This window comes from Streptomyces sp. NPDC090994, from assembly GCF_044768905.1.
In the GTDB taxonomy this organism is placed as follows: Bacteria; Actinomycetota; Actinomycetes; order Streptomycetales; family Streptomycetaceae; genus Streptomyces.
This window is the reverse complement of the sequence record NZ_JBIVWS010000001.1, coordinates 83,557-110,229: the sequence shown is the minus strand read 5'-3', so window position 1 is coordinate 110,229 and position 26,673 is coordinate 83,557. Positions and strand designations below refer to the sequence as shown.

Below are 26,673 nucleotides of genomic sequence, written 5' to 3'. Positions count from 1 at the left end.
AGTCCACAATGGGCGTCATACTTCCGCTCTCCCCGCACAGGAGGGCGGACCGAGGAACCGGAGCTCTCTGCCCTGACTGCCCCGGCTCCTCGGCCATCGGCCGACCGGGACCGCACACCCCACGGCCGTTGTTGCTCCGGGCTGCGGTGCCGGGAGGGTTGAGGGTCCCTCCCAGGCGCCGCGGCCCGCGGGTGTCCCCGGGGCATCGGGGGTCCGCGGTCGTGGAACGGCTGGTTCCGGGTGCTGTCCGCACCGCCGGGTACGCTCGACCACGTGCCCTCCATGAACGAACTCGTACGCCAGCACACCGCCCTCGACAGGTCCGACCTGGAATGGCTGCACCTGCTGGTCTCGGAGTGGCAGCTGCTCTCCGACCTCTCCTTCGCCGACCTGGTCCTGTGGGTCCCCACCCGCGACGGCACCCGGTACGTCTCCGTCGCCCAGATGCGGCCCAACACCGGCCCCACCTCCTACCAGGACGACATGGTCGGCCACCTGGTCCCGCGCGGCCGGCGCCCCATGCTGGACATCGCCCTGGACGAGGGCCGGATCGTGCGCGAGGGCGACCCGGAGTGGCGCGAGGAGGTCCCGGTCCGCATCGAGTCGATCCCGGTACGGCGCCAGGGCCGGGTCCTCGGCGTGATCGCCCGCAACACCAACCTGCTCACCGTGCGCACCCCGAGCCGCCTGGAGCTGACGTACCTCCAGAGCGCCTCCGACCTCGCCCAGATGATCGCGGCCGGCGCCTTCCCGTTCGAGAACCAGCAGGTCGACATGGACGCCTCGCCCCGCGTCGGCGACGGCCTGATCCGGGTCGACGGGGACGGGATCGTCCAGTACGCCTCCCCGAACGCCCTGTCGGCCTACCACCGCATGGGGCTCGCCGCCGACCTGGTCGGCCACCACCTGGGCCGTACCACCGCCGAACTCGCCCCCACCCACGGGCCGGTGGACGAGGCGCTGGCCAAGGTGGCCAGCGGCTGGGCGCCGCGTGAGTTCGAGATCGAGGCCGCCGACGGCGTGATCCAGTTCCGCGCCATCCCGCTCAAGCCCAAGGGCACCCGCATCGGTTCGCTGGTGCTGCTGCGGGACGTCACGGAACTGCGCCGCCGCGAGCGCGAGTTGATCACCAAGGACGCCACCATCCGGGAGATCCACCACCGGGTGAAGAACAACCTCCAGACGGTGGCCGCCCTGCTCCGCCTCCAGGCCCGCCGCATCGAGTCCGAGCGCGGGCGCGAGGCCCTGGAGGAGGCCGTGCGCCGGGTCGGCTCGATCGCCATCGTGCATGAGACGCTGTCCCAGAACCTGGACGAGCGGGTGGAGTTCGACGAGATCGCCGACCGGGTGCTCGCGATGGTCGCCGAGATCTCGCCGGGCAAGGTCGCCGGCCGGCGCACCGGTCACTTCGGCATCCTGGACGCGGAGGTGGCGACCCCGCTGTCCATGGTGCTGACCGAGGTGCTGCAGAACGCCCTGGAGCACGGCTTCCGTGAGGGCGACACCGGCACGGTGGAGGTCTCCGCGGTCCGCGGCGGCACCTCGAAGGAGTCACGGCTGCTGGTCACCGTCCAGGACGACGGCGTCGGTCTGCCCGCGGACTTCGACCCGCACCGCTCCGGGAACCTGGGCCTCCAGATCGTCCGCACGCTGGTGGAGGGCGAGTTGACCGGCTCCTTCGACATGGTCCCGGCCCCTGGGGGCGGCACCCGGGTGATCTTCGACATCCCGGTGCGCTCGCAGAAGTAGGGACGGGGCGGGCGTAGAAAGCAGGGGGATGGGGCGGGCGCAGCAAAAAGCCCCGGATCGACGGTGATCCGGGGCCAGTGCTCGCTGCGGGGTACTGCGCGCTGCGGCTCGGGGGCGGGGGATGCGTACTCGCTGCACGCGCCGCCAAGCTCAGGCTGTCGCGGGGCGGGTGTGTCAGGCGGAGGCCTGACGGGCCCGGTTGCGGGCGGCGCGGCGCTTCATGGCACGGCGCTCGTCCTCGCTGAGACCACCCCAGACGCCGGAGTCCTGACCGGACTCGAGCGCCCACTGCAGGCACTGCTCCATGACGGGGCAGCGGCGGCAGACGGCCTTGGCTTCCTCGATCTGCAGCAGCGCAGGACCGGTGTTGCCGATGGGGAAGAAGAGCTCGGGGTCTTCCTCGCGGCAAACGGCGCGGTGACGCCAGTCCATGGCTGCTACCTCTCCTTGGTATTACATGCAGATTGCTTGTGAATGTGAACGCTTTCACGAATCCCTCAACAAGGGAAGGGCCGACCGTCAGGTTCCCTGGCGGGGTCCTTGGATTGAAGAGGGGTTCCGGTGATCTGTGGAGGCCGGTGTTGCGGGCCGTCCCGATCGCCACGTAGAGACTCGCAAACCTCAGCGGCGGATACAACCCCTTCCGGAAAGTTTTTTTTGATTCTTCGGTGTCGACTAGGTCACAGCCGTACTTCCAGGGGGTGGACCCTGGTCTAAACGTTCGAGTGAAAGGACTTTCGCTGCTTCTGCTCACACAATCACACGCAGTGCACGGCGTACGCCTGTGAACGTCACGCTCGTCCGCAGCCCCAGGTGGTCACCGTCCATCTGGAGGGGCAGCGGCACCTTCGAATGCAAGGTGAACTCGGACATGTCGTGCAGTGAGACCGCGTGTCTGCCGTGGGGTCCGCGCTCGGGGGACGAAGTGAGCAACTGGGTGCCATACCGGGCAACCGCGGTCGTCGTCATCCGGCTGAGACCGAGGACGTCGAGGCCCTTGTCGAACGAAGCTTTAGGCGACGCGTACATCGGGTGATTGCCCAGGAACGTCCACGGCGAGGTGTTCGAGACTATGGACAGCACCAGACCGGTCACCGGTTCCGCCTCCGGCCGGGTCAGCGTGATCGTGCCCTGGCGGCGGTGCGCCTCGCCGAAGAACTGGCGCAGCACCTGACGGACGTAGAGCGCGTGGGTGGACTTCTTGCCGCGCTCGCGGTGCTGCTCGACCCGGCCGACCACGCCGGCGTCGAAGCCGAGCCCGGCGTTGAAGGTGAACCAGCGGGCCGGTACCGCCTCGTCCTCCGTCCCCGGGGTGCCGGAGGCCATCCCGAGCCCGACGGTCCGCTCGCTGCCCTCGCGCAGGGCGTCCAGCAGGGCGCCGGTCGCCTCCACCGCGTGGTTGGGCAGGCCGAGGGCGCGGGCGAAGACGTTGGTGGAACCGCCGGGGACCACCGCGAGGCGGGGGAGACGGTCCGGGTCGGGGCCGGCGTGCAGCAGGCCGTTGGCGACCTCGTTGACCGTGCCGTCGCCGCCGAGCGCCACCACCAGGTCGACGTCGTCGCTCTGCGCGGCCTGCCGGCCGAGGTCGCGCGCGTGGCCGCGGTACTCGGTGGTGACCGCCTCCAGCTTCATCTCGCTGGCGAGCGCGCGGATCAGTACGTCGCGCGTACGCGCACTCGTGGTGGTTGCCGCCGGGTTGACCACGAGAAGTGCACGCATGGGTCCGAGCGTACCTACTGGGTGGTACCGGGCCCAGACCGATCCGTGGATCAGGCGGCGCGGCCGGCGTGAACCTCGCCACGGGGTGCGGGGGCGGTGGTGTGGGTCGGGTTGCGGGGTATGGGGCTGGCGACGCGGGTCGCGTTGCAGGTGCGGCGGTGGTGGCGGGGATCGCGTTGCGGGGGAGGGCGTCGGGGGCGCCGGGGATCGGGTCAGGGGTGCTGTCCGCGAGGTGCCCGGTGGTGCCTGTGGTGGTGGGCCCCGGTGGCGGGGCGGTCGGTCGGCGGCGTGTACCTCGCCACGGGTGGGCGGGCCGTGCGGGCTACCCTGCTGGGGTGAGCAGTGACCAGACCCCCAGCACCGATGGAGCCGCCCCCGCCGGAGCGGCGGAGCCCCGTCCCACCCGGCTGACCGTCGCGGCCGCACTGACCGGGCTGGAGGGCCTCGCGCTCGTCGTCGGCGGGGCCTGGATGCTCGTCGGCGGTCTCACCGGGCACCCCGACGACCGCACCCAGGCGGTCACCGGCGGGGTCACCCTGATCGTCCTCGCCCTGCTGCCGCTGCTGGCCGCCCGAGGTCTGCTCGCCCGGCGCGGCTGGAGCCGGGGCCCGGCGGTGATCACGCAGATCATGGCGCTGCCGGTGGCCTACAACCTGCTCCAGACCGACAGCGTCGCCATCCCCGCCGGGATCGTGCTGGCCGTGGTGGCCGTCGCGGCGCTCGTCCTGATCGTCAACCCCGAGACCACGCGGGCCCTCGGGATCAGGACACCCGGGGACTCACGGAAGTAGGGAAACGGAAGTAGGGAAACGGAAGTAGGGAGAACGGAAGGAGGGGAAGCGGCGCAAGCGGCGGCGGGCCCCCGGGTCACTCCTCCACCAGCAGCTTCTCCCGCAGCTGGGCCAGGGTGCGGGCCAGCAGCCGGGACACGTGCATCTGGGAGATGCCGACCTCCTGCGCGATCTGCGACTGGGTCATGTTGCCGAAGAACCGCAGCAGCAGGATGCGCTTCTCCCGGGGCGGCAGGTCCTCCAGGAGCGGCTTGAGCGACTCCCGGTACTCCACGCCCTCCAGCGCCTCGTCCTCCGCGCCGAGGGTGTCGGCGACCGCCGGGGACTCGTCGTCGGTGTCGGGGACGTCCAGCGAGAGCGTCGAGTACGCGTTGGCGGACTCCAGGCCCTCCAGGACCTCCTCCTCCGAGATGGCCAGCTTCTCGGCCAGCTCGTGCACCGTGGGGGAGCGGCCGTGCAGCTGGGACAGCTCCGCCGTCGCCGTGGTCAGCGACAGCCGCAGCTCCTGGAGCCGGCGCGGCACCCGCACCGCCCAGCCCTTGTCCCGGAAGTGCCGCTTGATCTCACCGACCACCGTCGGGGTCGCGTACGTGGAGAACTCCACGCCGCGCTCCGGGTCGAAGCGGTCGACCGACTTGATCAGGCCGATGGTGGCGACCTGGGTGAGGTCGTCGAGGGGCTCGCCGCGGTTGCGGAAGCGGCGGGCGAGGTGCTCGACGAGCGGCAGGTGCATGCGCACCAGCCGGTTGCGCAGCTCCGCGTACTCGGGGCTGCCGTCGTCCATGCGGCGCAGCTCGGCGAAGAGGGCACGGGCCCCGCTGCGGTCCTGCGGGTCGTGCCGGCCGTGCTGTTCCGGCACGCTCCGCGCACCGGGCACCTCGTCCTCGGAGTGTCGCTCGTGCTCGCTCATCGTCCCGCCCGTAGCCCTTTCCGGAGCCCTTGCCTCCGATCGGCCGGGCAGGACGGGATCGCCCCCGCTCCGCCCGTCCGAAGGCACGCTCTGCACGGCGCCGTCCCGCTCCCCGGCCCGCTGCCCGCCGCCCGGTACGCCGGACTGGACACCGGCCTCCTCGGGGTGCGGACGGGCCTGCTCGGGGATGCCGTCGATACCGCCCGCCCTGCCCCGGGCCCCGCTCGCAGGACGTGCGCCCTCGGCCGGCAGCCCCCGTGTGCCGCGCTCTTCGTCCCGCACCGGCCCGTCCTCCCTCACGCCGGCCCGGGTCCCGCGCCGCGCTGTTTGTAGAGGCTGATCGACACGGTGGCGTCCTCGTCCACGGCGGAGGACACCTTGCCCGCCAGTGCGGACAGGACGGTCCAGGCGAAGGTGTCCCGCGAGGGCGCGTGGCCGTCGGTGGTCGGTGCCGACACGGTGACCTCCAACGAGTCGTCGACGAGGCGGAAGACACAGCTGAGCACGGAGCCGGGCACGGCCTGCTGGAGCAGGATCGCGCAGGCCTCGTCCACCGCGATGCGCAAGTCCTCGATCTCGTCGAGGGTGAAGTCCAAACGGGCCGCGAGGCCGGCCGTCGCCGTACGCAGCACCGACAGGTAGGCCCCCGCGGCCGGCAGCCGGACTTCGACGAAGTCCTGGGTCGCGGGCTCGCCTGCGAACTGGGACACCCTCACCTCCAAGGTGGTACAAGCGTTTCAGGGCCGAGGGTCACCCCTCGGGTAACGCGGTGACGCGATACGTGGTTCAGTGGTTCAGCGGTGACGTTATCGCGCTCCGTGCTTTCCTGTCCCCGAGACCCCAACCCCTTGCTGTCACTCATAGTAAACACGTGAACACGCACAGTGGCTAGGGGTTGGGCGGGACCAAATCGGAAGAGCGCGCGCCGGGTTGACGTACCCACACGTCAGGCGGTCGAACCGTACCTTCCTCTTGCCCTTCCGGTCCCTACACGAGCACGTGGTCGACGAAGCACCAGCGCCAGTCCTCGCCCGGCTCGAAGGTGCGCATCACGGGATGCCCGGTCTGTTCATGATGCCCTGTCGCGTGGCGTTTCGGGGAGGAGTCGCAGCAGCCGACATGACCGCAGGTGAGGCAGAGCCGCAGCTGTACCGGGTCCGTGCCGTCGGCCAGGCACTCTGGGCAGGTCTCGCTGAGCGGCTCCGGCTCCGGGTGCGGCAGCGCGTCGGCGTGCGTGCACTGTTTCATGATTGCCAGGTTACGACGGGCGTGCGGAGAACCGCGCGGAGGAAAAGGGTGGGCAGGGACCATGGACGTGATGCCGCTGCTGTTGCTGGTGGCGGGGAGCGCGGCGGTCGCCGCGGCGGGGCGGCGCACACCGGTGCCCGCGCCGCTGCTGCTGGTCGCGGCCGGACTGGCGGTCAGCTACGTCCCCGGCGTGCCCGACTACACCCTCGACCCGCACGTCGTGCTGCCGCTGCTGCTGCCCCCGCTGCTGTACACGGCGGCCACCGACAGCTCCTACCTGGACCTGCGCGCCCAGCTGCGGCCCGTCGCCCTGCTCTCCGTGGGCTACGTGCTCTTCGCGACCTTCGTCGTCGGCTGGGCCGCCTACCTGATCGTGCCGGACCTGCCGCTGACCGCCGCCCTGGTGCTCGGCGCGGTGGTGGCACCGCCGGACGCCGTCGCGGCCACGGCCGTCGCCCGCCGGGTCGGACTGCCGTCCCGGATCACCACCATCCTCCAGGGCGAGTCCCTGGTGAACGACGCCACCGCCATCACCGCCTACAAGGTGGCGCTCGCGGCGGCGGTCGGCGAGGGCGCCACCTGGGCCGGCGGGATCGGCGAGTTCCTGATCGCAGCGGTCGGCGGCGTCGGCGTCGGACTGATCCTCATGGTGCCGCTGCACTGGCTGCGCACCCGCCTGAAGGAACCGCTCCTCCAGAACACGCTCTCCCTGCTGATCCCCTTCGTCGCCTACGCGGCGGCGGAACAGGTGCACGCCTCCGGGGTACTGGCGGTGGTCGTCGTCGCACTGCACCTCGGCCACCGCGCGTGGGAGGTCGGTTTCGCCACCCGCCTCCAGGAGGACGCGGTCTGGAAGATGGTCGCCTTCGTCCTGGAGTCGTCCGTCTTCGCCCTGATCGGCCTCCAGCTCCCCGTGGTCCTCGAGGGACTCGGCGCGTACGAGGGCGTCCAGGCCGCCTGGTACGCGCTCGCCCTGTTCCTGGTGGTGGTCGCGGCGCGGTTCGTGTGGTCCTACCCGGCGACCTTCCTGCCCCGCGTCCTCTCGGCACGCGTGCGCGCGCGCGAGGAGAACCCGACGTGGAAACAGCCCTTCGTCATCGCCTGGGCCGGCATGCGGGGCGTGGTCTCCCTGGCGATCGCCTTCTCCATCCCGCTCACCGTGCACGGCGGCGAACCCTTCCCCGAACGCAACCTGATCCTCTTCCTCACCTTCACCACGGTCATCGGCACCCTGGTCGTCCAGGGCGTGACCCTGCCGCCGCTGATCCGCCTGCTGAAGTTCCCCGGCCACGACGTCCAGGCCGAGACCCTGGCCGAGGCCAACGCCCAGGCCCAGGCGTCCCGGGCCGCCGAGCAGCGCCTCGACGACCTGCTCACCGACCCGCGCAACGCCCTGCCCGGACCGCTCGCCGAGCGGCTGCGCTCGGTCCTGGAACGCCGCCGCAACGCCGTCTGGGAACGGCTCGGCCAGGTCAACACCGTCACCGGGGAGACCGTCGACGACACCTACCGACGGCTGTCCAGGGAGATGATCGGAGCCGAACGCGAGGTCTTCGTCAAGCTCCGGGACGGCCGGTACATCGACGACGAGATGCTGCGCACGCTGCTGCGCAGGCTGGACCTGGAGGAGGCGGCGGCGTACCGGGAAACCGCGTCGTGAGCGGTCACGGGTGTTCGGGGAACCGGTGCTCGGCAACCGCGGGCCCGGGGCACGCGGGCTCGGGGCACGGGCGGCCGGTGATCACCGCGGCCAGGGTCGTGCCCTGCGGGAAGGCGCCCTCCTCGGTGAGCGTGAGCAGCGCGTACAGCATCTTGGCGACATACAGGCGCTCCACGGGCAGCCCGTGCCGGCGCTCGAAGTCGGCGGCGAAGGCGTCCAGCTCGTCGGGCACGCGCGCGTAGCCGCCGAAATGGAAGCGGTCGTCCAGGCTCCAGGTGCCGCGGGGCCCGCCGAACGCCCGTTCCTGGAGCCGCCGTACGTCGCCGTCCAGGAAGCCGCCCTTCACCACCGGGATGCCGAGCGCCCGCTGTCCGGGGCCCAGACCGGCGGCCAGCCCGGCCAGCGTGCCACCGGTGCCGCAGGCGACGGCGACCACGTCGGCGCGCCCGTCCAGCTCCCGGCCGAGGGCCAGGCAGCCGCGTACCGCCGCGGCGTTGCTGCCGCCCTCCGGCACCACGTACGCCTCCGGCGCCCCGGCCGCCGCCAGGAGGGCCGCCAGGGTCTCCGGCTCGGTCTTGCGGCGGTACGTCGAGCGGTCGGTGAAGTGCAGGCGCATGCCGTCGGCGGCGCACCGCGCGAGCGAGTCGTTGAGCGGGCGGCCGGCCAGTTCGTGGCCGCGCACCACGCCGACCGTGGACAGGCCGAGCAGCCGCCCGGCGGCGGCGGTGGCGCGCAGGTGGTTGGACCAGGCGCCGCCGAAGGTCAGCACCGTACGGCCGGCGGCGGCCGTGAGGTTGGGTGCCAGCTTGCGCCACTTGTTGCCGACCAGCGCCGGGTGGATCAGGTCGTCCCGCTTGAGCAGCAGCCGTACGCCCCGCCGTTCGAACCGCTCGTCGGCGAGCTCCCGCACCGGTGAGGGCAGCAGGGGGCCGAGGGCGGCGACGTCGTTGCTGGTCACCCCGCCATTGTCACCCTGGTGAGCCGGTCGCCGCGGGCCGGGTCACTTCAGGCGGTCCCGGATGCGCTCGCGCATCGACTTCATCGTGAACCCGCGCGGGTCCACCTTCCCCGGCTGCCACTCCAGGTGCCCGATGACGGACCGCTCGTTCCAGCCGTGGTGGCGGCAGACGGCGGCGGCGGCCTTCTCGATGGCCTCCAGCTGCTTCTCCGGCCACGGGTCCTCGCCGTCACCGAGGTTCTCGCACTCGAACCCGTAGAAACGGGCGTTGCCGTCGGTGTTCGCCTCGTTGTCCTTGGGCAGCCCCTTCTCCGCGATCACCGCGCGCAGTACGTCGTCGTCGCCGAGGCCGGCGTGGTTGGCGCGGCCGTAACCGACGAGGTGGACCCTGCCGTCCTTGGTGATGACGCCGTGGCACAGCGGGCCGGGCAGCCCTTCGTAGCCCTTGCGGCAGATGTCCACGGTCCGTGCGCTGCCCTTGGTCACGGTGTGGTGGATCATCACGCCGTGCACCGGACCCCAGGCGCCCTTGGAGTTGCGGTTGTGCGTGCGCCAGTCGCCGACCTCGACGACCGTGAGGCCCTCGGCCTTCAGCGCTCTCAGGAAACTGCTCGCGGACATCGGTGCGGCCATCACCGGCTCCTTCGCTCCGCGCGACCGCCCGACGCGACCGCCTCGTACGGTGCTTGTTACCAAAACGGAGCCACGTCTACCGCGTGTTCGGTCTCTGTGCGAGTCAATTCGGACAACGTTCGGACGCGTGAAGGGCGTTGGAAGGCCCGGCGGGTCCCGGGAACGCGGGACCGAAAGCCCAAGTCTGCCCCGGCGGCCGGTGCCTCATTCCCGCTCTTTCGGGTAATAGCACTGACACATTGCCTGAGGAAGGCTGGTCCCCGCACATCGATGCACGGCGTGGGTGCGCCGGGCATGACCGGGAGGGCAATTCCTTATGTCGGTAGGCGAAGAGGTCCGCACCGAGCAGACCAGGCCGCAGCAGAGTCTCGGCACGGCGGCGGCGCGGAACCTGGCCACCACCACCAAGTCCGTTCCTCAGATGCAGGAGATCAGCTCACGCTGGCTGCTGAGGATGCTGCCCTGGGTCGACATCCAGGGCGGTACGTACCGTGTGAACCGGCGCTTGACCTTCGCCGTGGGCGACGGCCGGGTGACGTTCGTGAAGACCGGCGACCGCGTCGAGGTGATCCCCGCGGAGCTGACCGAGCTGCCGGCCCTGCGGTCCTACGAGGACGACGAGGTGCTTTCGGAACTGTCCCGCCGCTGCGAGCAACGGGAGTTCGGACCGGGTGACGTCATCGCCTCGTTCGGCAGCCCGAACGAAGAGGTCTACCTGCTGGCGCACGGCAAGGTGGAGAAGGTCGGCACCGGCCCCTACGGCGACGACGCGGTCCTCGGAGTTCTCGCCGACGGCGCCTACTTCGGCGACCGGGCCCTGCTCGACGGGGACGCCATCTGGGAGTACACGGCCCGCGCGGTGACCGCCTGCACGGTCCTGGTGCTGCCCCGCCAGGAGGTGGAGCAGATCGCCGAGCGCAGCGACTCCCTGCGCGAGCACATCGAGCAGCGCCGCGCCGAGCCCCAGCACGCCACCAACAAGCACGGCGAGAAGGCGATCGACCTCTCCGCCGGCCACAGCGGCGAGCCCGACATCCCGCACACGTTCGTCGACTACGAGGCCAAGCCCCGCGAGTACGAACTGAGCGTCGCCCAGACCGTCCTGCGCATCCACTCGCGCGTGGCCGACCTCTACAACCAGCCGATGAACCAGACCGAGCAGCAGATCCGGCTGACGGTCGAGGCGCTCAAGGAGCGCCAGGAGCACGAACTGATCAACAACCGCGAGTTCGGTCTCCTCCACAACTGCGAGTACGACCAGCGCATCCAGCCGCACGAGGGCGTCCCCGGCCCCGACGACCTGGACGAGCTGCTCAGCCGCCGCCGCGGCACCAAGCTGCTCCTCGCCCACCCGCGCGCCATCGCCGCGATCGGACGCGAGCTGAACAAGCGGGGCCTGGTCCCCGAGACGATCGACATCGCCGGCAACCGCATCCCGACCTGGCGCGGCGTGCCGATCTACCCGTGCAACAAGATCCCGGTCACCGAGGCCCGTACGTCCTCGATCATCGCCCTGCGTACCGGCGAGGCGGACCAGGGCGTCATCGGCCTGCGCGCCACCGGCATCCCGGACGAGATCGAACCGAGCCTGTCGGTGCGCTTCATGGGCATCAACGAACAGGCCATCATCAAGTACCTGGTGACGGCCTACTACTCGGCGGCGGTGCTGGTGCCGGACGCGCTCGGTGTGCTGGAGAACGTCGAGATCGGCCGCTGGCAGTGACGCCCGGCGCACCGTGGTCCCGCCGACGTGGGGTGAGCGGATGACGGGGGCCGGCGACCGGGCCCCCGGCGTACGGCGGCCCACCGTGACACTGGAACGGCACGTGCCGCCGGTGGGGCGCGGGCCCAGTGAGGGGCGGGGGGCCGCCGAGGAGCAGGGGGGCGAGGAACAGGGGGTCGAGGAACAGGGGGCCGTGGGGCAGGGGGCCGTGGAGCCGGAGGACGCCGACGGGCACGAGGCGGCGGAACTGCTGCGGCGGGCCCGGGCCTCGGTCGACCCGGAACTGCGTTCCGTGCTCGCGTCGCTGCCGGGCCCGCTGAGCCGGGTGGCGCTCTACCACTTCGGGTGGCAGGGGGCCGACGGGACACCGGCGGCCGGCAACGCCGGCAAGGCGATCCGGCCCGCGCTGGTCCTCGCCTCGGCCGCCGCGCTCGGCGGGCCCGAGGCCAGGGCGGCGGCCGTGCGGGCGGCGGTCGCGGTGGAACTGGTCCACAACTTCACGCTCCTGCACGACGACGTGATGGACCGGGACACCACCCGCCGTCACCGGCCCACCGCCTGGACGGTGTTCGGGGACGCCGACGCCATCCTCGCGGGCGACGCCCTCCAGGCGCTGGCCCTGCGGCTGCTCGCCGAGGACCCGCACCCGGCGTCCGCGGCGGCGGTCGCCCGGCTCGCCGGCTGTGTCGTGGAGCTGTGCGTGGGGCAGCAGGCGGACACCGCGATGGAGCGGCGCGGCCCGGCCGGGATCACCCTCGACGAGACGCTCGCCATGGCCGAGGCCAAGACCGGCGCGCTGCTGGGCTGCGCCGCGGCGCTGGGCGCGCTCTACGCGGGTGCCCCGGACGACGACGTACGGGCACTGGACGCGTTCGGCCGGGAAGCCGGGCTCGCCTTCCAGCTGATCGACGACGTCATCGGCCTGTGGGGCGACCCGCGCCGCACCGGCAAGCCGGCCGGGGCGGACCTGGCGGCCCGTAAGAAGTCGCTGCCGGTGGTGGCCGCGCTCGCCTCCGGCACCCCCGCGGCGGCCGAGCTGGCCGCGCTCTACGCGACGCCGTACGACGAGGCCACGGAGGACCTCACCGCCACGGCGCTGCTCGTGGAGCGGGCGGGCGGCCGGGACTGGGCCCAGACCGAGGCGGCCGACCGGATGGGCCGGGCCATGCAGGAACTGGCCCGCGCCGTACCCGACCCGGAGGCGGCGGGGGGCCTGCTCGCGCTGGCCGAGTTCGTCACCCGGAGGAACACCTGAGGTCCTGGGAACATCCGAGGCCCCCGGCCCCGGAGCCCGCAGACCCGCACGGCACCTGACCGCGTGCGGCCGCACCGCCGGGGCTCCGGCCCGACGGGTCCCACGCCACGGCATGTGGCGTGGGACCCGTCTTCCGCGTTCGGGGCGGCGTTCGGGCCCGCGTACGAGGTGGCGTACGGGGCCCGCGTACGAGGCGGCGTACGGGTCTGCGTACGGCGAAGGGGCCCGGCCTGGGAAGGCCGGGCCCCTTCGGGGTGCCCGTGGGCGCGCGATGGTGCACCGATCGCGGCCTGGGGAGGCAGACCGGGCGTCAGGCCTTCTTGGTCTCCCAGAAGATCTTGTCGATCTGCGCGATGTAGTCCAGCGCCTTCTGGCCGGTGGCCGGGTCGGTGGACGCCTTGGCGGCCGAGAGGGCCTTCAGGGTGTCGTTGACCAGCTGGTGCAGCTCCGGGTACTTCTCGAAGTGCGGCGGCTTGAAGTAGTCGCTCCACAGGACCGACACGTGGTGCTTGGCCAGCTCCGCGCGCTGCTCCTTGATGACCGTGGCGCGGGCCTGGAAGTGCGGATCGTCGTTGCCGGCCATCTTCTCCTGGACGGCCTTGACCGACTCCGCCTCGATACGGGCCTGGGCCGGGTCGTACACGCCGCAGGGCAGGTCGCAGTGGGCGCTGACCTTGACCTTGGGGGCAAACAGGCGGGAAAGCATGGAGCGTTCCTTCCTCGTGATCGTCTTCTCAGGGGGGACATTACTCCCTGGAGGAGACGATTTCGCGAGTGCCCCCGTGGGCTTAGGACAAAAGTCCGGGGTGAGACTGAGACTGGTGGAGGAATGACCGGGGAGGTGCCGGGTGATGCCGGAGCTGTCGCAGGAGACCGAGCGTGCCAGGGGGCCGCTGCCCTTCGGACCGGCCGAGGTGACCGGGCCGTCCATGGTGCCCACGCTGTACCACGGGGACGTGGTGGTGGTGCACTGGGGGGCGAGGGTGCGGCCGGGGGACGTGGTCGTGCTGCGGCATCCCTTCCAGCAGGACCTGCTCGTCGTCAAGCGGGCCGTGGAGCTGCGCGAGGGCGGGTGGTGGGTGCGGGGGGACAACGCGTACGCGGGGGGTGACAGCACCGATTACGGGGCCGTCCCCGAGGAGCTGGTGCTGGGGCGGGTACGGCTGCGTTACCGGCCGCTCGGGCCGGGCCGGCGGTCGCCGTTCGCGCTGCTGCGCTGGGCGCTGTCGGCGGTCAGGCCGGTGCTGTCCGGCCGGTCCGCCTCCAGGCGTTTGCGGGCGCGGTAGGCGGCCACGTTGGCGCGGGTGGCGCAGCGGTCGGAGCAGTAGCGGCGCGAGCGGTTGGTGGAGGTGTCCAGGTAGGCGTTGCGGCAGGGGGCCGCTTCGCACAGGCCCAGGCGGTCCACGCCGTACTCCGTGAGGTGGAAGGCCAGGCCCATCGCGGCGATGGCGGCGTAGCCGGCCGTGGCGTTGGACGGGTGGTCGGCCAGGTGCATGTGCCACAGGGGGCGGCCGTCGTCGTCGCGGTGGTCGTGGCCGGAGATCTGGGGGCTGACCGGGAACTCCAGGAGGAGGGAGTTCAGGAGGTCCACGGCGAGGGTCTCGTCACCGGTGTCGGCCGCCTCGAACACCGCGCGCAGGCGGGCGCGGACCCCGCGGAACCGGGTCACGTCCGCCTCCGCGGCACGCCGGGCGGCCGACTGGTTGGCGCCGAAGAGTTCACGGACGGCCTCGACCGAGGTCAGCGCGTCCTTGCCCCGGTCCGGCTCCTCGGTGTTGACGAGACGTACGGCGTAATCCGAGTAATAGGCCAGTTCCACTTGTAGTCCTTACGGAGGGGCTCTAGGGTCGTGCCTGCGGTCGGGTAATGGCTGATCGTGGTTTCAGGGTATTACGTGACGGACTCTGGAGGAGCTCTATGACGGACGCGGACGCCACCACGGCCACGACCGGTGCCGACTGGCAGGCCTGGCAGGAGAGCTGGGACCGGCAGCAGGAGTGGTACATGCCCGACCGCGAGGAGCGGTTCCGGATCATGCTGGACATGGTGGAGGCGCTGGTCGGGCCGGCGCCGCGGGTGCTCGACCTCGCGTGCGGCACGGGGAGCATCACGGCGCGCGTGCTCGCCCGGTTCCCCGAGGCCACCAGTACCGGGGTGGATCTCGACCCGGCGCTGCTCGCCATCGCGGAGGGGACCTTCGCGGGGGACGAGCGGGTCTCGCTGGTCACCGCCGACCTGAAGGACCCCGAGTGGGCGAGCGGGCTGCCGTACGACTCGTACGACGCCGTACTGACCGCCACGGCCCTGCACTGGCTCCACGCCGAACCCCTCGCGGCCCTCTACGGTCGGGTCGCGGAGCTGGTCCGCGACGGCGGTGTCTTCCTGAACGCGGACCACATGATCGACGACACGACGCCCCGGATCAACGCGGCCGAGCGGGAGCGGCGGCACGCGGAGATGGAGGCCGCCAAGCGGGACGGCGCCCTCGACTGGTCCGAGTGGTGGCAGCTCGCCGCCAAGGACCCGGTGCTCGCGGAGCCGACGGCCCGGCGGTTCGCCATCTACGGCGAGCACGCGGAGGGGGACACGCCGCCGGTGGCGTGGCACGCGCGCGTGCTGCGGGAGAAGGGCTTCGGAGAGGTGCGGCCGGTGTGGTGCTCGCCCTCGGACACGTTGCTGCTCGCCCTGAAGTAGGCGGGAGGGCGCGTGCGTGAGGGGCGGTACGCGCGCCGCCGTACCGCCCCCCTCGTGCCTCACAGCACCGTGTCTCAGAGCACCTTGGACAGGAACGCCTTCGTCCGTTCGTGCTGCGGGTCGGTCAGGACGTCGCGCGGGTTGCCCGACTCCACCACCACGCCGCCGTCCATGAAGACCAGGCTGTCGCCCACCTCGCGGGCGAAGCCCATCTCGTGGGTGACGACGACCATCGTCATGCCGGACTCGGCCAGGTCGCGCATGACGTCCAGGACGTCGCCGACCAGCTCCGGGTCGAGGGCCGAGGTCGGCTCGTCGAAGAGCATCAGCTTGGGGTCCATCGCCAGGGCCCGGGCGATGGCGACGCGCTGCTGCTGGCCGCCGGAGAGCTGGGAGGGGTAGTTGTCGGCCTTGTCGGCCAGGCCGACGCGGTCCAGGAGCCGGCCGGCGCGCTCCCGGGCCTGGGCCCGCGGTACGCCCTTGACCTGGACCGGGGCCTCCATGACGTTCTCCACGGCCGTCATGTGCGGGAACAGGTTGAAGCGCTGGAACACCATGCCGATGTCGCGGCGCTTGAGGGCGACCTCGCTGTCCTTCAGCTCGTAGAGCTTGTCGCCCTTCTGGCGGTAGCCGACCAGCTCGCCGTCGACGTACAGACGCCCGGCGTTGATCTTTTCGAGGTGGTTGATACACCTGAGGAAGGTGGACTTGCCGGAGCCGGAGGGGCCGATGAGGCAGAAGACCTCGCCGGAGTTCACCTGGAGGTCGATGCCCTTGAGGACCTCGACCTGGCCGAAGGACTTGTGGACGCCCTCGGCCTTCACCATGGGGGTGGTGGTGGCCGGTGTCGTGGTCTGGGTCATGCCGGGACTCCCTTCGGGCGGCGCGTGGGGAGGACGGCGGACCGGAAGCGCTGGAGCGGGGTCGGCGGGAGGGCGCGGGTCGAGCCCCGGGCGTAGTAGCGCTCGATGTAGTACTGGCCGACGCTCAGGACCGAGGTCATGATCAGGTACCAGGTGGCGGCGAGGAAGTACATCTCCACCGTGGAGCCCGCGTTCTGGCCGATGTCCTGCGCCTCCTTGAACAGGTCGTAGTACTGCACCGCCGAGACGAGCGAGGTCGTCTTCAGCATGTTGATGACCTCGTTGCCGGTGGGCGGCACGATCACCCGCATGGCCTGCGGGATGACGATCCGGCGCAGCGTCTTGCTGTGGCTCATGCCGAGCGCGTGGGACGCCTCGGTCTGGCCTTCGTCGACCGAGAGCAGGCCGGCGCGGCAGATCTCGGCCATGTACGCGGCCTCGTTGAGGCCGAGGCCGAGCAGCGCCGTCAGCAGCGGCGTCATGAAGGACGACCAGTAGTCCTTGTAGATCGGGCCGAGGTTGATGTACTCGAAGACCAGGCCGAGGTTGAACCAGACGAAGAGCTGGACCAGGACCGGGGTGCCGCGGAAGAACCAGATGTAGAACCACGCGATGGACGAGGTCACCGGGTTCTTCGACAGGCGCATCACCGCGAGCAGGATGCCGCCGACGATGCCGATGAGCATCGACAGCACGGTGAGGAGGAGGGTGTTCCAGACGCCTTCGAGGATGCGGTCGTCGAAGAAGTAGTCGGGGATCGCACCCCAGTTGATCTTGCCCTGGGCGAAGGCGTAGACGACGGCGCCCAGCAGGGCGAGGGCGACGACCGCGGACACGTACCGCCATGGGTGCCGGACCGGGATGGCCTTGACGGCCTCCGGGCGGGCGGGGGGAGTCGTGCCGGGACCGTCCGTCTTGCTGACGTCAGCAGTCACGGGTGGAGCCTTTCAGTGCCGAGTCGGGCGGTGCCGGGTCAGGAGCCGCCGTTGATCCTGGACTCGGTGACCGCGCCGTCCGCGACGCCCCACTTGTCGATGATCTTCTTGTACTCGCCGTTGTCGATGATCGCCTGGACGGCCGCCTGGAGCGCGTCGCGCAGTTCGGTGTTCTCCTTGGCCACGGCGATGCCGTACGGGCCCGCCTCCACCTGGTCGCCGACCAGCTCGAAGTACGTGCCGCCGCCGGAGTTCTTCACGGAGTACGCGGCGATCGGGAAGTCGGCGGAGACGACGTCCGCGCCCTTGGAGCGCATCCGGGTCTCGGCCTCGGGGTTGGTGCCGAAGTCCTCGATCTTCAGGGTCTTCTCGCCGTCCTTCGTACACTTCTTCGCCTGGTCCTTGGCGAGGTCGTGGGAGAAGGTGTTGCGCTGCACGGCCATCGTCTTGCCGCACAGGTCGTCCCAGGTCTTGATCCCCTGGTCGTCGCCCTTGTTGGTGTAGAGGGAGACGCCCGCGGTGAAGTAGTCGACGAAGTCGACGCCCGTGCCGACCTTCTTGCCGGTGTCGGCGTCGATGCCCTCCTGGCGGGCCTTGGTGTCGGTCATGGCCGACATGGCGATGTCGTAGCGCTTGGCGGCGAGGCCGCCGATGAGCGTGTCGAAGGTGGCGTTCTCGAACTCGAACGTCACGCCGAGCTGCTTGCCCATCGCCTCCGCGAGGTCCGGGTCGATACCGACCGTCTTGCCGGAGTCGTCCTTGAACTCCACCGGCGCGTAGGCGATGTCGGAACCGACCTTGATGACGCCCTTGTCGCGGATGGCCTGGGGGAGCTTGCCGGCCAGCGGGGCGCCGCTCGACGACTTCGTCTCGTCGGAGCCGTTGTCCTTGGTCTGGTCGCCGCAGCCGGTGAGCAGCAGTGCGCCCGCGACCGCGATGGCGCCGACCGCGGCGGTGCGGGAGGACACGGCGGTCGTACGACGGGTGGAGCGTGCGGTCATGTGGGTTCCTCCGGCGGATGAGTGGAGCAGCCGATCGGGCGGGGCGTCCGACGGAGGGGCCGGCGGGCGCCGTGGGTCGACGGTCGACGGAGTGAGTGCGGCGGTCGTCGACGGCAGCGCACAGAGGTCGGCGTGGGCACACCTCTTCGAGTGCCGCGACCTCGTGCGATTACGGCATCTTGCCATTCGGACGGAGCTGTTCAGGGGACCTCCGATGTCAAAATCGGATAACGGGTGGTGTCGCGAAGTGGAGCAGGTCGGTCAATCGCGACCGAACGTTTGCGGGAATTGTTGCTTCCGGCCGGAAGATCTTCGGTGGAGTGGGGCGGAATGGGGTGGGGTGTGGCTTCTTCGGGGTGGTGTCAAGAGTTGTCGTGATGTTGGCCGGAAGTGGTGGTGTGGGTCATGTCACTGGCATATGACTGACTGTGTTCGTTGTGCGGGTGTCCCGGGAGCTGTCCCGGGGCTGTCCTGGGGCTGTCGCGGGGGCTCGCGCGGGCCGGTGTGTGAGCTTGCGCCTATTGGACTCGTCCTGGGGGGCGTCCGTCCGGTAAGAAGGTTCTTTACACCCCTCATCCGGGGCTCAGGGCGCGTGTGCGGCGCGCCCGTCGCGTACAGGCCCGTACGCATCAACGACCTGGGCCTTGCGCGGTCCCGCCCACTCCTCACCAGGAGCGGACACACCCTCACACCATGAACTCTTAAGGGGTACTACGAAGTGGCAGCGGAGATCGTCAATCCTCGCAGCGACAGTGTCAGTGACAGTGACAGTGGCAGCGTGAGTGACAGCGTCGGCGACAGCGGATCCTCCCTCGACTCCCTCGACTCCCTCGACCTGGATCCCGCGTTCGCGCTGCACCGCGGCGGCAAGATGGCCGTGCGGGCCACCGTGCCGGTCCGGGACAAGGACGACCTGTCCCTGGCGTACACGCCCGGCGTCGCGAAAGTGTGCAGCGCGATCGCCGAGCAGCCGGAGCTGGTCGACGACTACACGTGGAAGTCGTCGGTCGTGGCGGTCGTGACGGACGGTACGGCCGTGCTCGGGCTCGGGGACATCGGGCCGCAGGCCTCCCTTCCGGTGATGGAAGGGAAGGCGATCCTGTTCAAGCAGTTCGGCGGCGTGGACGCGGTGCCGATCGCGCTGGACTGCACGGACGCGGACGAGATCGTCGAGACGGTGGTGCGGCTCGCGCCGTCGTTCGGCGGGGTCAACCTGGAGGACATCTCGGCGCCGCGGTGCTTCGAGATCGAGCGGAAGCTGCAGGAGCGGCTGGACATCCCGGTCTTCCACGACGACCAGCACGGTACGGCGGTCGTGACGCTGGCGGCGCTGCGGAACGCGGCGCGGCTGAGCGGGCGGTCGCTGGGCGAGCTGCGCGCGGTCATCTCGGGCGCGGGGGCGGCGGGCGTCGCTATCGCGAAGATGCTGGTCGAGGCCGGCATCGGGGACGTCGCCGTGGCGGACCGGAAGGGGGTCGTGTCGGCGGACCGGGACGATCTGACGCCGGTGAAGCGGGAGCTGGCCGAGTTCACGAACAAGGCCGGGCGGAGCGGGTCGCTGGAGGCGGCGCTGGCAGGCGCGGACGTCTTCATCGGGGTTTCCGGCGGGACGGTGCCGGAGGCCGCGGTGGCGTCGATGGCTCCGGGGGCGTTCGTGTTCGCCATGGCGAACCCGAACCCCGAGGTGCATCCGGAGGTCGCGCACAAGTACGCGGCGGTGGTCGCCACCGGGCGGTCGGACTTCCCCAACCAGATCAACAACGTGCTGGCGTTCCCCGGGATCTTCGCCGGGGCCTTGCAGGTGCGGGCGTCCCGGATCACCGAGGGGATGAAGCTGGCGGCGGCTGAGGCGCTGGCCTCGGTCGTGGGTGACGACCTCTCGGCGGAGTATGTGATTCCGTCGCCGTTCGACGAGCGGGTCGCGCCGGCGGTGACGGCGGCGGTGGCCGCGGCTGCTCGGGCGGAGGGGGTCGCTCGTCGCTGACGGGTGGCTTCTCCAACGGTCCCGTCCTTGGGTGGGCGGGGCCGTTTTCTGTTGGGTGGTGGGCTGCTGCGGGTGCGGGTGCGGGTGCGGGTGCGGCTGCGGGTGCGGGTGCCGGTGTGTCGTGCGTGGCAAGAGGACGCGTGTCACAGGTGCGGTCGGTTCTCGTGGGCGGGTGGGGAATCTATCGTCGGGGGCATGTTCGCTGTCTACGCCGCCCGGATCGACCGTGATCAGCCGCTGAATGGTCTGGAGTTGGGAGAGCGTCCCGCTCCCGAGGCCCGGCCCGGCTGGAGTGTCGTCGATGTCAGGGCCGCCTCACTCAACCATCACGACCTGTGGTCCCTGCGGGGCGTCGGTCTCGCGGAGGACCGGCTGCCGATGATCCTGGGGTGCGATGCCGCCGGGGTCGACGAGGACGGCAACGAGGTCGTGCTGCATTCCGTCATCGGCCAGAGCGGGTACGGGGTCGGGGTGAAGGAGCCCCGGTCCATCCTGACCGAGCGTTATCAGGGGACCTTCGCGGAGAGGGTCGCCGTACCGACCTGGAATCTGCTGCCGAAGCCCAAGGAGCTGTCGTTCGCGGAGGCGGCCTGTCTGCCGACGGCCTGGCTGACGGCGTACCGGATGCTGTTCACGAACGCCGGGGTGCGGCCCGGGGATTCGGTGCTGGTGCAGGGGGCCGGGGGCGGAGTCGCCACGGCTGCGATCGTGCTGGGGAAGGCGGCCGGGCTGCGGGTGTTCGCGACCAGCCGGGACGAGGCCAAGCGGAAGCGGGCGGTGGAGCTGGGGGCCGTGGAGGCCGTCGAGCCGGGGGCGCGGCTGCCACAGCGGGTCGATGCCGTGATCGAGACGGTGGGGGCCGCCACCTGGTCGCACTCGGTCAAGTCGCTGCGGCCCGGTGGGACGCTGGTCATTTCCGGCGCGACCAGTGGTGACCGGCCCTCGCACGCCGAGCTGACGCGGATCTTCTTCCTGGAGCTGAAGGTCGTGGGGTCCACGATGGGGACCAAGGACGAGCTGGAGGACCTGCTGGCGTTCTGTGCGGCCACCGGGGTGCGTCCCGTGATCGACGAGGTGCTGCCTCTGGAACGGGCGCGTGAGGGATTCGCTCGGATGGAGTCGGGGGAGCTTTTCGGGAAGATCGTGTTGGGGCGTGGGTGACGCTGGCCGGGGCCGGGGCCGGGGCCGGGGCGGTTCGGGGGCGGTTCGGGAAGGGGAGGCGCGGGCGGGTGAGGGGCCTCCCTTTCCGTGCGGGCCGGGGTCAGGGGTGCGGGGTGCGGAGCAGGGCGCCGATGTGGGCCGCGGCTGTCGAGAGGTGGCGGCGGGCGTCGCGGAGCTGGTCCGTTGTGATGCCGTGGTCCCGGGCCGCGTCGCGGATGTCGTCCCGGAAGCGGTCCAGCAGGCGGTCCAGGTCGCGGGCCGGGTCGCCGGTGGAGTCGGTGGCCGTTTCGTGGGCCCAGGAGGGTTCGTAGGCGGCGGGGAAGTCCTCCGGGGTGGACGAGTAGTCCGGAGGGGTCTGGTGCGGGTGGGGGGTGGGGTCCGAGGGGGCGGGTGAGGGGGTGGTGCGGGTGAACGGCCAGTCCTTGCCGAAGTCCCCTACCTCCTTGGCCAGTTCGCTCAGGCCCTCGCGCAGGCCCGTCGGCCAGTCGCCCCGGACGAAGTGGTCCTGTACCTGCTCCTGGACGCGGCGGGCGATGCGCTGGACCTCCTCCTGGGCCTGGGTCCGGGCCCACTCCTGGGCCTCCTTCGCCTGGCGTCGGGCCCGCTGGGCCTCGTCACGGGCCCGGCGGCTCTCGTCCTTGGCGCGGCGGGCCTGTTCCTTCCACTCCTGCTTGACGCGGCGCATCTCCTCCTTGGCGGTGCGCCACGCCTCGGCGGTCTCGTGGTCGGCGGAGGTGGTTCCGGCGCCCCGGCGGGCCGCGGAGGCCGCCGCGCGCATCTCGCGGCGCAGGTCGCCCGCCGCACCCCGTACGTCGGCCTGGATCTCGGCGGCGAGTTCGGCGACCGACTCCCGGATCTCCAGTTCCAGATCGGCCAGTTCGGCGCTGCGGTCGGCCAGTTCGGCGCGGCCGGCGTCGGTGATGGAGTACACCTTGCGGCCGCCCTCGGTGGTGTGGGTGACCAGGCCCTCGGCCTCCAGCTTGGCCAGGCGGGGGTAGACCGTGCCGGCCGAGGGGGCGTACAGGCCCTGGAAGCGTTCTTCGAGGAGGCGGATGACCTCGTAGCCGTGGCGGGGGGCCTCGTCGAGCAGCTTCAGGAGGTAGAGGCGGAGGCGGCCGTGGGCGAAGACGGGGGGCATGTCAGAGCACCTTCTTGTCGGTCGTCGGGCCGTCGGACGGGGGGCCGGCCGGGGAGCTCGCCGTCGCGTCCGCCGGGGGGTGCTCCGCTTCCGTCGGCGGGCGGCGCAGCAGCGCGATCGAGCCCGTGACCGTGGTCGCCTTCAGACGGCCGGTGCCCGCGCCCAGGCGCCCGGTGATCCGCTTGGCGCCCCACTGGCCGGTGACCTCGAGGTCCTCGAAGGCGCTGGAGACCGCGCCGCTCGCCGTGTTGGCCTCCACCTCCGCGTCGGCGGGCTGGGGCAGGCGGATGGCGATGTCACCCGAGATGTTGGTCAGGCTGATGTCGGTGGGGCGGCTCGCCGGGTCGCAGTCGACGATCATCGAACCGTTCACCGAGTCCGCCCGGACGGAGGAGCCGGCCTCCACGACCGTCAGGTCACCGGAGACCGAGTGGAAGCGCAGGTCTCCGGTGAGAGCCTGGGCCTCCACGCTGCCGGAGACCGTGTCGGCCCGTACCGGACCCGCGAGGCCGACCAGGGTGGTGTCGCCGGTGACGCCCCGGATCTCCGCGTGGCCGTCGAGGCCGGAGAGCACGGCCGTGGCGCCGATCACGCCGACCTCCACGCGCGTGTGCGCGGGGACCGTCAGGGAGACGACCGCGCTGCGGCGCCGGCCCTTGCGGTCGAGCCACTTCAGGAAGTCCTTCCAGGGCAGGTCCTCGTAGGCCACCGTGAGGGTGCCGCCCTCCTGGTCCACGATCAGGGGGGCGCCCTCCATCGCGGAGACCTCCAGCCGGGCCGGGCCCTCCTCCGCGCCGACGACGTTCACCGTGCCGTCGACGAGGCGTACGTGTAGCTCCCTCACGGGGGTGTCGAACGTGAGCCTGCGCGGTTGCGTGACGGACCACTCGGGCATGGTGCGGACCTCCTGACGACACGCCATATCGTGTCTTCTCGTATTCACGATATATCGCGCGAGGGGAAAGTCAACACGCTCGTTCGGGTGGTGGCAGGGTGGTGCCACGGTGCATCCGCTGCCGGACGCCTACTCCTCGTCCTCGTCGTCCAGCCGGGCCAGCCAGGTGGCCAGGCGTTCCACCGGGACCTCGAAGTCCGGGTTGAGGTCGACGAACGTCCGCAGCTGCTCGGCGAGCCACTCGAAGGTGATCTCCTCCTCGCCGCGCCGCTTCTCCAGCTCCTCGATGCCGCGGTCGGTGAAGTACATGGATGGTGCTCCGTCGGTCGGCGCAGGGGTTGGGAGCGTCCCGTGCGGGAAAGACCCTGTTCCTGCGGAAAAAGAGGTGAGGTCTTGCCGCCCGGTGCGGAACCGGACGGGAAAGACGGAAGAGGACAGGAAAAAGGATAGGCGCAGGGAGGGGCGCGTCCCGTGGGGCGGCCGAAGCCCTCGCGCCGGCGGAACCCGGCGGTTAGCCTCGCAGGGCGACCGCTTTCAGGGGGACGCGGGGGAACGGGGGACTTCCATGGGACGGGAAGTGACGAGAGTCGCACGGATCGCGTTACCGGACGGGACGCCGGTCTGGGCCCGGATCTCGGGCGGGGAGGAGCTGTCCGGGCGGCCGGGCGGGCTGGCGTACAGCGACACCGGGTTCACCGAACGGGTCGAGGCGACCGTGGAGAGCCTGCACTCCCTGGTGACCGGGGTGGCGCGGTCGCTGGCGGAGCCGCTGCGCGCGGTGCGGCCCGACGAGGTCAGCGTGCAGTTCGGCATCGAGCTGACCGCCAAGGCCGGCAAGGTCGTCGGCCTGCTCGCCGACGGCGAGGCCAAGGCCGGCATCACGGTCACGCTCACCTGGAACAGCGGAGCGGCGGTGCCGTACCCGCCCGGCGACGGCACGGAGGACGCCGGGGGGCCCGGGGGGCCCGGGGGTTCCGGGGGAACCGGAGGGACCGGGGGAACCGGAGGGGCCGGGGGCACATCGTCCGGCACGGGCGGGGGCGCGCGCGACGGCGCGTCCCCCGGCGCCGCGGGGCACGGCGGTGCCGGGAGCGCCGCGGCCGGGGGCGGGGCATGACGAGCGGGTACGCCCCAGGCGCGTCGAGCGCCCTCGATGCCGCCCGGCGTGCGCTCAGTGGCCTCGTCATGGCGGCCACCGTGCGCATTCACCGGGCGGGGTCCGGGTATGCCCTCGACGAACCCGCGTCGTTCCTCGGGAGTGGCTTCTTCGTCGCCCCCAACTGGGTTCTGACCTGCGCGCACGTGGCATGCGAGGGGGAGGGGGGCGAGGTCGCGGTGGTCTACCAGCCGGCGCCGGGACGCGGCATGTCCGCCGTCACCGGCCACGTGGTGGCGATGCTGCCGGACAGCCCCGCGCCCCCGTCCGGCAACTGGCCGGCCCCGGACCTCGCGCTGATCCGGCTGAGCGCGCCGGTCGACCACGAGTGCGTGTACGTCTCCGAACGCCCGCCGGCCTACTACGCCGACGGCAAGGTCCTCTACGCGGGCTGGACGGAGGTGGACGGCCGGCTCCAGATGCTCTACGGCCCCCTCACCGTGCAGGGCACCATCGGCGGCTGGGCCTCGGACGTGCAGCTGCGCCTCGGTGAGAACGACCTGCCGCACGGCGTCTCGGGCGGCCCCGTGATCGACCCGGAGCGGGGCGAGGTCATCGGCCTCGTGAAGTCCCAGGCGCACCACGCGCGCGGGGGCACGTCCATCGGGCTCGAACAACTGCGGACGCTGCCGGTGCCCGCCGAGCCCCTGGCGGCCGAGCACGACGACCTGTACCAGGCGGTGTTCCAGGCCCACGACCGCTACCACCGGGACCGGCAGCGCCATCCGGACGCGCGCCGCCAGACCTGGGCGGACGTGCAGCGCCAGCTCGGCGCCCGGCCCGGCCGCACGCTCAGCCCGGACGAACGGGTGCAGCTGCTCGGCCGGCTCGCCGACCTGCCGCCGCCGGTCAGCACCCACTCCCTGCTCGACATCCTCGACGACCTGCCGGGCTTCCAGGCGCCCCTGCTGCCCGCGCCGCGCGGCTGGCGGGACGGTCTGGGCGCCCTGTACGAGAGCGTCCGCGACGACGGCGCGCTCGCCCTCGTCCTCGGCTACGCGGTGGAGGCCATGGTCGCCGAGCGGCCCTACGTCGCGCCCAGCACCCCGGCCGCCGAGGAGGCCCTGCGGCGCTGGGCGTGGCAAGCGGTGCAGCGGCTCGGCGCCCACCAGCGCCAGGAACTGGACGCCCGGCGGTCCCGCGGGCTGCGGCGGCGCGGGCCGCGGGTGCGGCGGGGCGGGCACGGCACGGCCCACGGGCGTCCGGCGGTGGCGCGGCCGGCCGTGCTGGTCGAGCTGGAGCAGCGGCACTGGGAGCCGGACCACTGCGACTGGTCGGTCTCCGTCCTCTCGCCCGACGCCGAGGCGCGCCGCCTCGACGACGGCGAGCAGGCCCCGCTGACGCGGCTCGCCGAGCGGCTGACGGCCCCGCTCACCGAGGCGTTCCGGCACTGCGACGAACCGGGCCGGCCCGCCGTCCTCCAGGTCGCCCTGCCGTACTCCCTGCTCGGCCGGCTGGCGGCCGACGAGTGGCGGCTGGGCCCGGACGCGCAGCCGCTGGGCGCGCTGCGCCCGGTCGTGCTGCGCTGCTCCGACCGCGGCCGGCTCGCCGAGGACGACGCCTTCGCCGAGGACGAGTACGCGTACGAGAGCGAGTACCCGTACCCGTACGGGTACCAGGGCGCGGACGCGGACGGCCACGCGTACGGGGACGACGGCGCGGCCCGGCCGCCCGACCCCGAGGAGGAGCGCCGGGCCCGCTGGCGCTGGCTGCACATGCACCGGGCGTCGGTCGAGGTCCTCGACTGCGACGAGGGACTGCGCAAGCCCGTGCCCCGCCTGGAGGAGCTGCGCGGACTGCCGTACGGCACGGTGCCCGTGCTGTGCCGCTACGGCGACGACCGTTACGACGACGACGCCGCGGCGCTGGCCCGGATCGTGCGCGGCGGTTTCGGCGTCGCCCTGTGGCGCCACCGGCGCAGCCTGCCGGAGGCGGTCTGCGGGGAGTTCCACCGCGGCACGTTCGACGAGATCGCCGGCCCGCCGAGCGCGCACCAGCTGCCCGAGGTCGTGCACGACCTGCGCCGCAAGCTGCGCGTCGGCCAGACCGAGACCTTCTGGGCCGCCGGAATAGCCCTGCTGTACGACGATCCGCTCCAGCCCTTGCCGGGCGCGGGCGACCTCCTGGAGGCTCCTTGAACGCGCCTGCCTCCGAGGGCGCGCTCCCGTCCGCGCCCCTGTCCGCGCCTCCGCCCGCCCCC

The 26,673-nt window shown here is 71.8% G+C and carries 26 protein-coding genes; 11 read left to right on the top strand and 15 right to left on the bottom strand.

Annotated elements, in window-relative coordinates:
* Positions 1-282 precede the first annotated feature (282 nt).
* Complete coding sequence (locus ACIQR3_RS00550) at positions 283-1,749, top strand: sensor histidine kinase (protein ID WP_403533908.1); 1,467 nt, start codon at positions 283-285, stop codon at positions 1,747-1,749.
* A 174-nt stretch (positions 1,750-1,923) separates the two neighbouring features.
* On the opposite strand, the gene ACIQR3_RS00545 is transcribed toward ACIQR3_RS00550, so the two are convergent.
* On the bottom strand, positions 1,924-2,181 hold the full coding sequence (locus ACIQR3_RS00545; RefSeq protein WP_003973730.1) for a WhiB family transcriptional regulator: 258 nt from the start codon (positions 2,179-2,181) through the stop codon (positions 1,924-1,926).
* A 318-nt stretch (positions 2,182-2,499) separates the two neighbouring features.
* On the bottom strand, positions 2,500-3,468 hold the full coding sequence (locus tag ACIQR3_RS00540) for a diacylglycerol/lipid kinase family protein (RefSeq protein ID WP_403532401.1): 969 nt from the start codon (positions 3,466-3,468) through the stop codon (positions 2,500-2,502).
* A gap of 335 nt (positions 3,469-3,803) precedes the next feature.
* Here ACIQR3_RS00540 and ACIQR3_RS00535 point away from each other — a divergent pair, with 335 nt between their 5' ends.
* Positions 3,804-4,259: a hypothetical protein gene (locus ACIQR3_RS00535; RefSeq protein ID WP_403532399.1), complete on the top strand. Its 456-nt coding sequence runs from the start codon at positions 3,804-3,806 to the stop codon at positions 4,257-4,259.
* A gap of 76 nt (positions 4,260-4,335) precedes the next feature.
* Here ACIQR3_RS00535 and ACIQR3_RS00530 read toward each other — a convergent pair whose 3' ends face one another.
* The 3 genes from ACIQR3_RS00530 to ACIQR3_RS00520 all read right to left on the bottom strand — a co-directional run bounded on the left by ACIQR3_RS00530 (position 4,336) and on the right by ACIQR3_RS00520 (position 6,417).
* Positions 4,336-5,451 carry an RNA polymerase sigma factor SigF gene (locus ACIQR3_RS00530; RefSeq protein ID WP_403532397.1) on the bottom strand — a complete coding sequence of 372 codons (1,116 nt, stop codon included), beginning with the start codon at positions 5,449-5,451 and terminating at the stop codon, positions 4,336-4,338.
* A 14-nt stretch (positions 5,452-5,465) separates the two neighbouring features.
* Entirely contained in the window at positions 5,466-5,879 is a 414-nt protein-coding gene (locus ACIQR3_RS00525) for an anti-sigma regulatory factor (RefSeq protein ID WP_215168239.1), read from the bottom strand.
* 277 nt (positions 5,880-6,156) lie between these two features.
* Positions 6,157-6,417: a UBP-type zinc finger domain-containing protein gene (locus ACIQR3_RS00520; RefSeq protein ID WP_215168240.1), complete on the bottom strand. Its 261-nt coding sequence runs from the start codon at positions 6,415-6,417 to the stop codon at positions 6,157-6,159.
* 61 nt (positions 6,418-6,478) lie between these two features.
* On the opposite strand from ACIQR3_RS00520, the gene ACIQR3_RS00515 reads away from it, so the two are divergent.
* A complete protein-coding gene (locus tag ACIQR3_RS00515; RefSeq protein WP_403532394.1) occupies positions 6,479-8,077 on the top strand; it encodes a Na+/H+ antiporter in 1,599 nt (532 codons plus the stop codon).
* A gap of 4 nt (positions 8,078-8,081) precedes the next feature.
* Here ACIQR3_RS00515 and ACIQR3_RS00510 read toward each other — a convergent pair whose 3' ends face one another.
* Positions 8,082-9,035 carry a 1-aminocyclopropane-1-carboxylate deaminase/D-cysteine desulfhydrase gene (locus ACIQR3_RS00510; protein WP_403532392.1) on the bottom strand — a complete coding sequence of 318 codons (954 nt, stop codon included), beginning with the start codon at positions 9,033-9,035 and terminating at the stop codon, positions 8,082-8,084.
* Between the two features lie 42 nt (positions 9,036-9,077).
* Positions 9,078-9,656: an N-acetylmuramoyl-L-alanine amidase gene (locus ACIQR3_RS00505; protein WP_251075362.1), complete on the bottom strand. Its 579-nt coding sequence runs from the start codon at positions 9,654-9,656 to the stop codon at positions 9,078-9,080.
* A 328-nt stretch (positions 9,657-9,984) separates the two neighbouring features.
* Here ACIQR3_RS00505 and ACIQR3_RS00500 point away from each other — a divergent pair, with 328 nt between their 5' ends.
* Complete coding sequence (locus ACIQR3_RS00500) at positions 9,985-11,391, top strand: family 2B encapsulin nanocompartment shell protein (RefSeq protein ID WP_403532390.1); 1,407 nt, start codon at positions 9,985-9,987, stop codon at positions 11,389-11,391.
* Between the two features lie 40 nt (positions 11,392-11,431).
* Positions 11,432-12,646: a family 2 encapsulin nanocompartment cargo protein polyprenyl transferase gene (locus tag ACIQR3_RS00495; protein ID WP_403532388.1), complete on the top strand. Its 1,215-nt coding sequence runs from the start codon at positions 11,432-11,434 to the stop codon at positions 12,644-12,646.
* 310 nt (positions 12,647-12,956) lie between these two features.
* Here ACIQR3_RS00495 and sodN read toward each other — a convergent pair whose 3' ends face one another.
* A complete protein-coding gene (sodN, locus tag ACIQR3_RS00490; RefSeq protein ID WP_004983535.1) occupies positions 12,957-13,352 on the bottom strand; it encodes a superoxide dismutase, Ni in 396 nt (131 codons plus the stop codon).
* Positions 13,353-13,497: 145 nt separating this feature from the next.
* Here sodN and sodX point away from each other — a divergent pair, with 145 nt between their 5' ends.
* Complete coding sequence (gene sodX, locus ACIQR3_RS00485; RefSeq protein WP_403532386.1) at positions 13,498-13,932, top strand: nickel-type superoxide dismutase maturation protease; 435 nt, start codon at positions 13,498-13,500, stop codon at positions 13,930-13,932.
* On the opposite strand, the gene ACIQR3_RS00480 is transcribed toward sodX, so the two are convergent.
* Positions 13,815-14,465 (bottom strand): CGNR zinc finger domain-containing protein, encoded by a 651-nt coding sequence (locus ACIQR3_RS00480; RefSeq protein ID WP_403532384.1) that lies wholly within the window; start codon positions 14,463-14,465, stop codon positions 13,815-13,817. The genes sodX and ACIQR3_RS00480 overlap by 118 nt on opposite strands.
* 98 nt (positions 14,466-14,563) lie before the next feature.
* Here ACIQR3_RS00480 and ACIQR3_RS00475 point away from each other — a divergent pair, with 98 nt between their 5' ends.
* A complete protein-coding gene (locus tag ACIQR3_RS00475; RefSeq protein ID WP_403532382.1) occupies positions 14,564-15,340 on the top strand; it encodes a class I SAM-dependent methyltransferase in 777 nt (258 codons plus the stop codon).
* A gap of 74 nt (positions 15,341-15,414) precedes the next feature.
* Here the strand turns inward: ACIQR3_RS00475 and ACIQR3_RS00470 are convergent, their stop codons facing one another.
* The 3 genes from ACIQR3_RS00470 to ACIQR3_RS00460 are packed head-to-tail and all read right to left on the bottom strand — an operon-like array spanning position 15,415 to position 18,139.
* Complete coding sequence (locus ACIQR3_RS00470; protein WP_403532380.1) at positions 15,415-16,203, bottom strand: amino acid ABC transporter ATP-binding protein; 789 nt, start codon at positions 16,201-16,203, stop codon at positions 15,415-15,417.
* On the bottom strand, positions 16,200-17,138 hold the full coding sequence (locus ACIQR3_RS00465) for an amino acid ABC transporter permease (RefSeq protein WP_403532378.1): 939 nt from the start codon (positions 17,136-17,138) through the stop codon (positions 16,200-16,202). Before ACIQR3_RS00465 ends, ACIQR3_RS00470 begins: the two co-directional genes overlap by 4 nt.
* Positions 17,139-17,176: 38 nt before the next feature.
* The gene (locus ACIQR3_RS00460; protein WP_403532376.1) at positions 17,177-18,139 is read right to left on the bottom strand and encodes an ABC transporter substrate-binding protein; all 963 of its coding nucleotides are present in this window, start codon (positions 18,137-18,139) and stop codon (positions 17,177-17,179) included.
* 718 nt (positions 18,140-18,857) lie between these two features.
* On the opposite strand from ACIQR3_RS00460, the gene ACIQR3_RS00455 reads away from it, so the two are divergent.
* A complete protein-coding gene (locus tag ACIQR3_RS00455) occupies positions 18,858-20,123 on the top strand; it encodes an NADP-dependent malic enzyme (RefSeq protein ID WP_403532374.1) in 1,266 nt (421 codons plus the stop codon).
* 195 nt (positions 20,124-20,318) lie between these two features.
* Positions 20,319-21,284: a zinc-binding dehydrogenase gene (locus ACIQR3_RS00450; RefSeq protein WP_403532372.1), complete on the top strand. Its 966-nt coding sequence runs from the start codon at positions 20,319-20,321 to the stop codon at positions 21,282-21,284.
* A 100-nt stretch (positions 21,285-21,384) separates the two neighbouring features.
* On the opposite strand, the gene ACIQR3_RS00445 is transcribed toward ACIQR3_RS00450, so the two are convergent.
* The 3 genes from ACIQR3_RS00445 to ACIQR3_RS00435 form a co-directional block, all read right to left on the bottom strand.
* Positions 21,385-22,422, bottom strand: coding sequence for a helix-turn-helix transcriptional regulator (locus tag ACIQR3_RS00445; RefSeq protein WP_403532370.1), 1,038 nt, complete (start codon positions 22,420-22,422; stop codon positions 21,385-21,387).
* A 1-nt stretch (position 22,423) separates the two neighbouring features.
* Complete coding sequence (locus ACIQR3_RS00440; protein WP_403532368.1) at positions 22,424-23,317, bottom strand: DUF4097 family beta strand repeat-containing protein; 894 nt, start codon at positions 23,315-23,317, stop codon at positions 22,424-22,426.
* A 129-nt stretch (positions 23,318-23,446) separates the two neighbouring features.
* Positions 23,447-23,626 (bottom strand): DUF6104 family protein, encoded by a 180-nt coding sequence (locus ACIQR3_RS00435; RefSeq protein ID WP_152776632.1) that lies wholly within the window; start codon positions 23,624-23,626, stop codon positions 23,447-23,449.
* Positions 23,627-23,882: 256 nt separating this feature from the next.
* Here ACIQR3_RS00435 and ACIQR3_RS00430 point away from each other — a divergent pair, with 256 nt between their 5' ends.
* Positions 23,883-24,434, top strand: coding sequence for a CU044_2847 family protein (locus ACIQR3_RS00430; protein WP_403532366.1), 552 nt, complete (start codon positions 23,883-23,885; stop codon positions 24,432-24,434).
* Positions 24,431-26,611 carry a trypsin-like peptidase domain-containing protein gene (locus ACIQR3_RS00425; RefSeq protein WP_403532364.1) on the top strand — a complete coding sequence of 727 codons (2,181 nt, stop codon included), beginning with the start codon at positions 24,431-24,433 and terminating at the stop codon, positions 26,609-26,611. Before ACIQR3_RS00430 ends, ACIQR3_RS00425 begins: the two co-directional genes overlap by 4 nt.
* Positions 26,612-26,673: the final 62 nt, after the last annotated feature.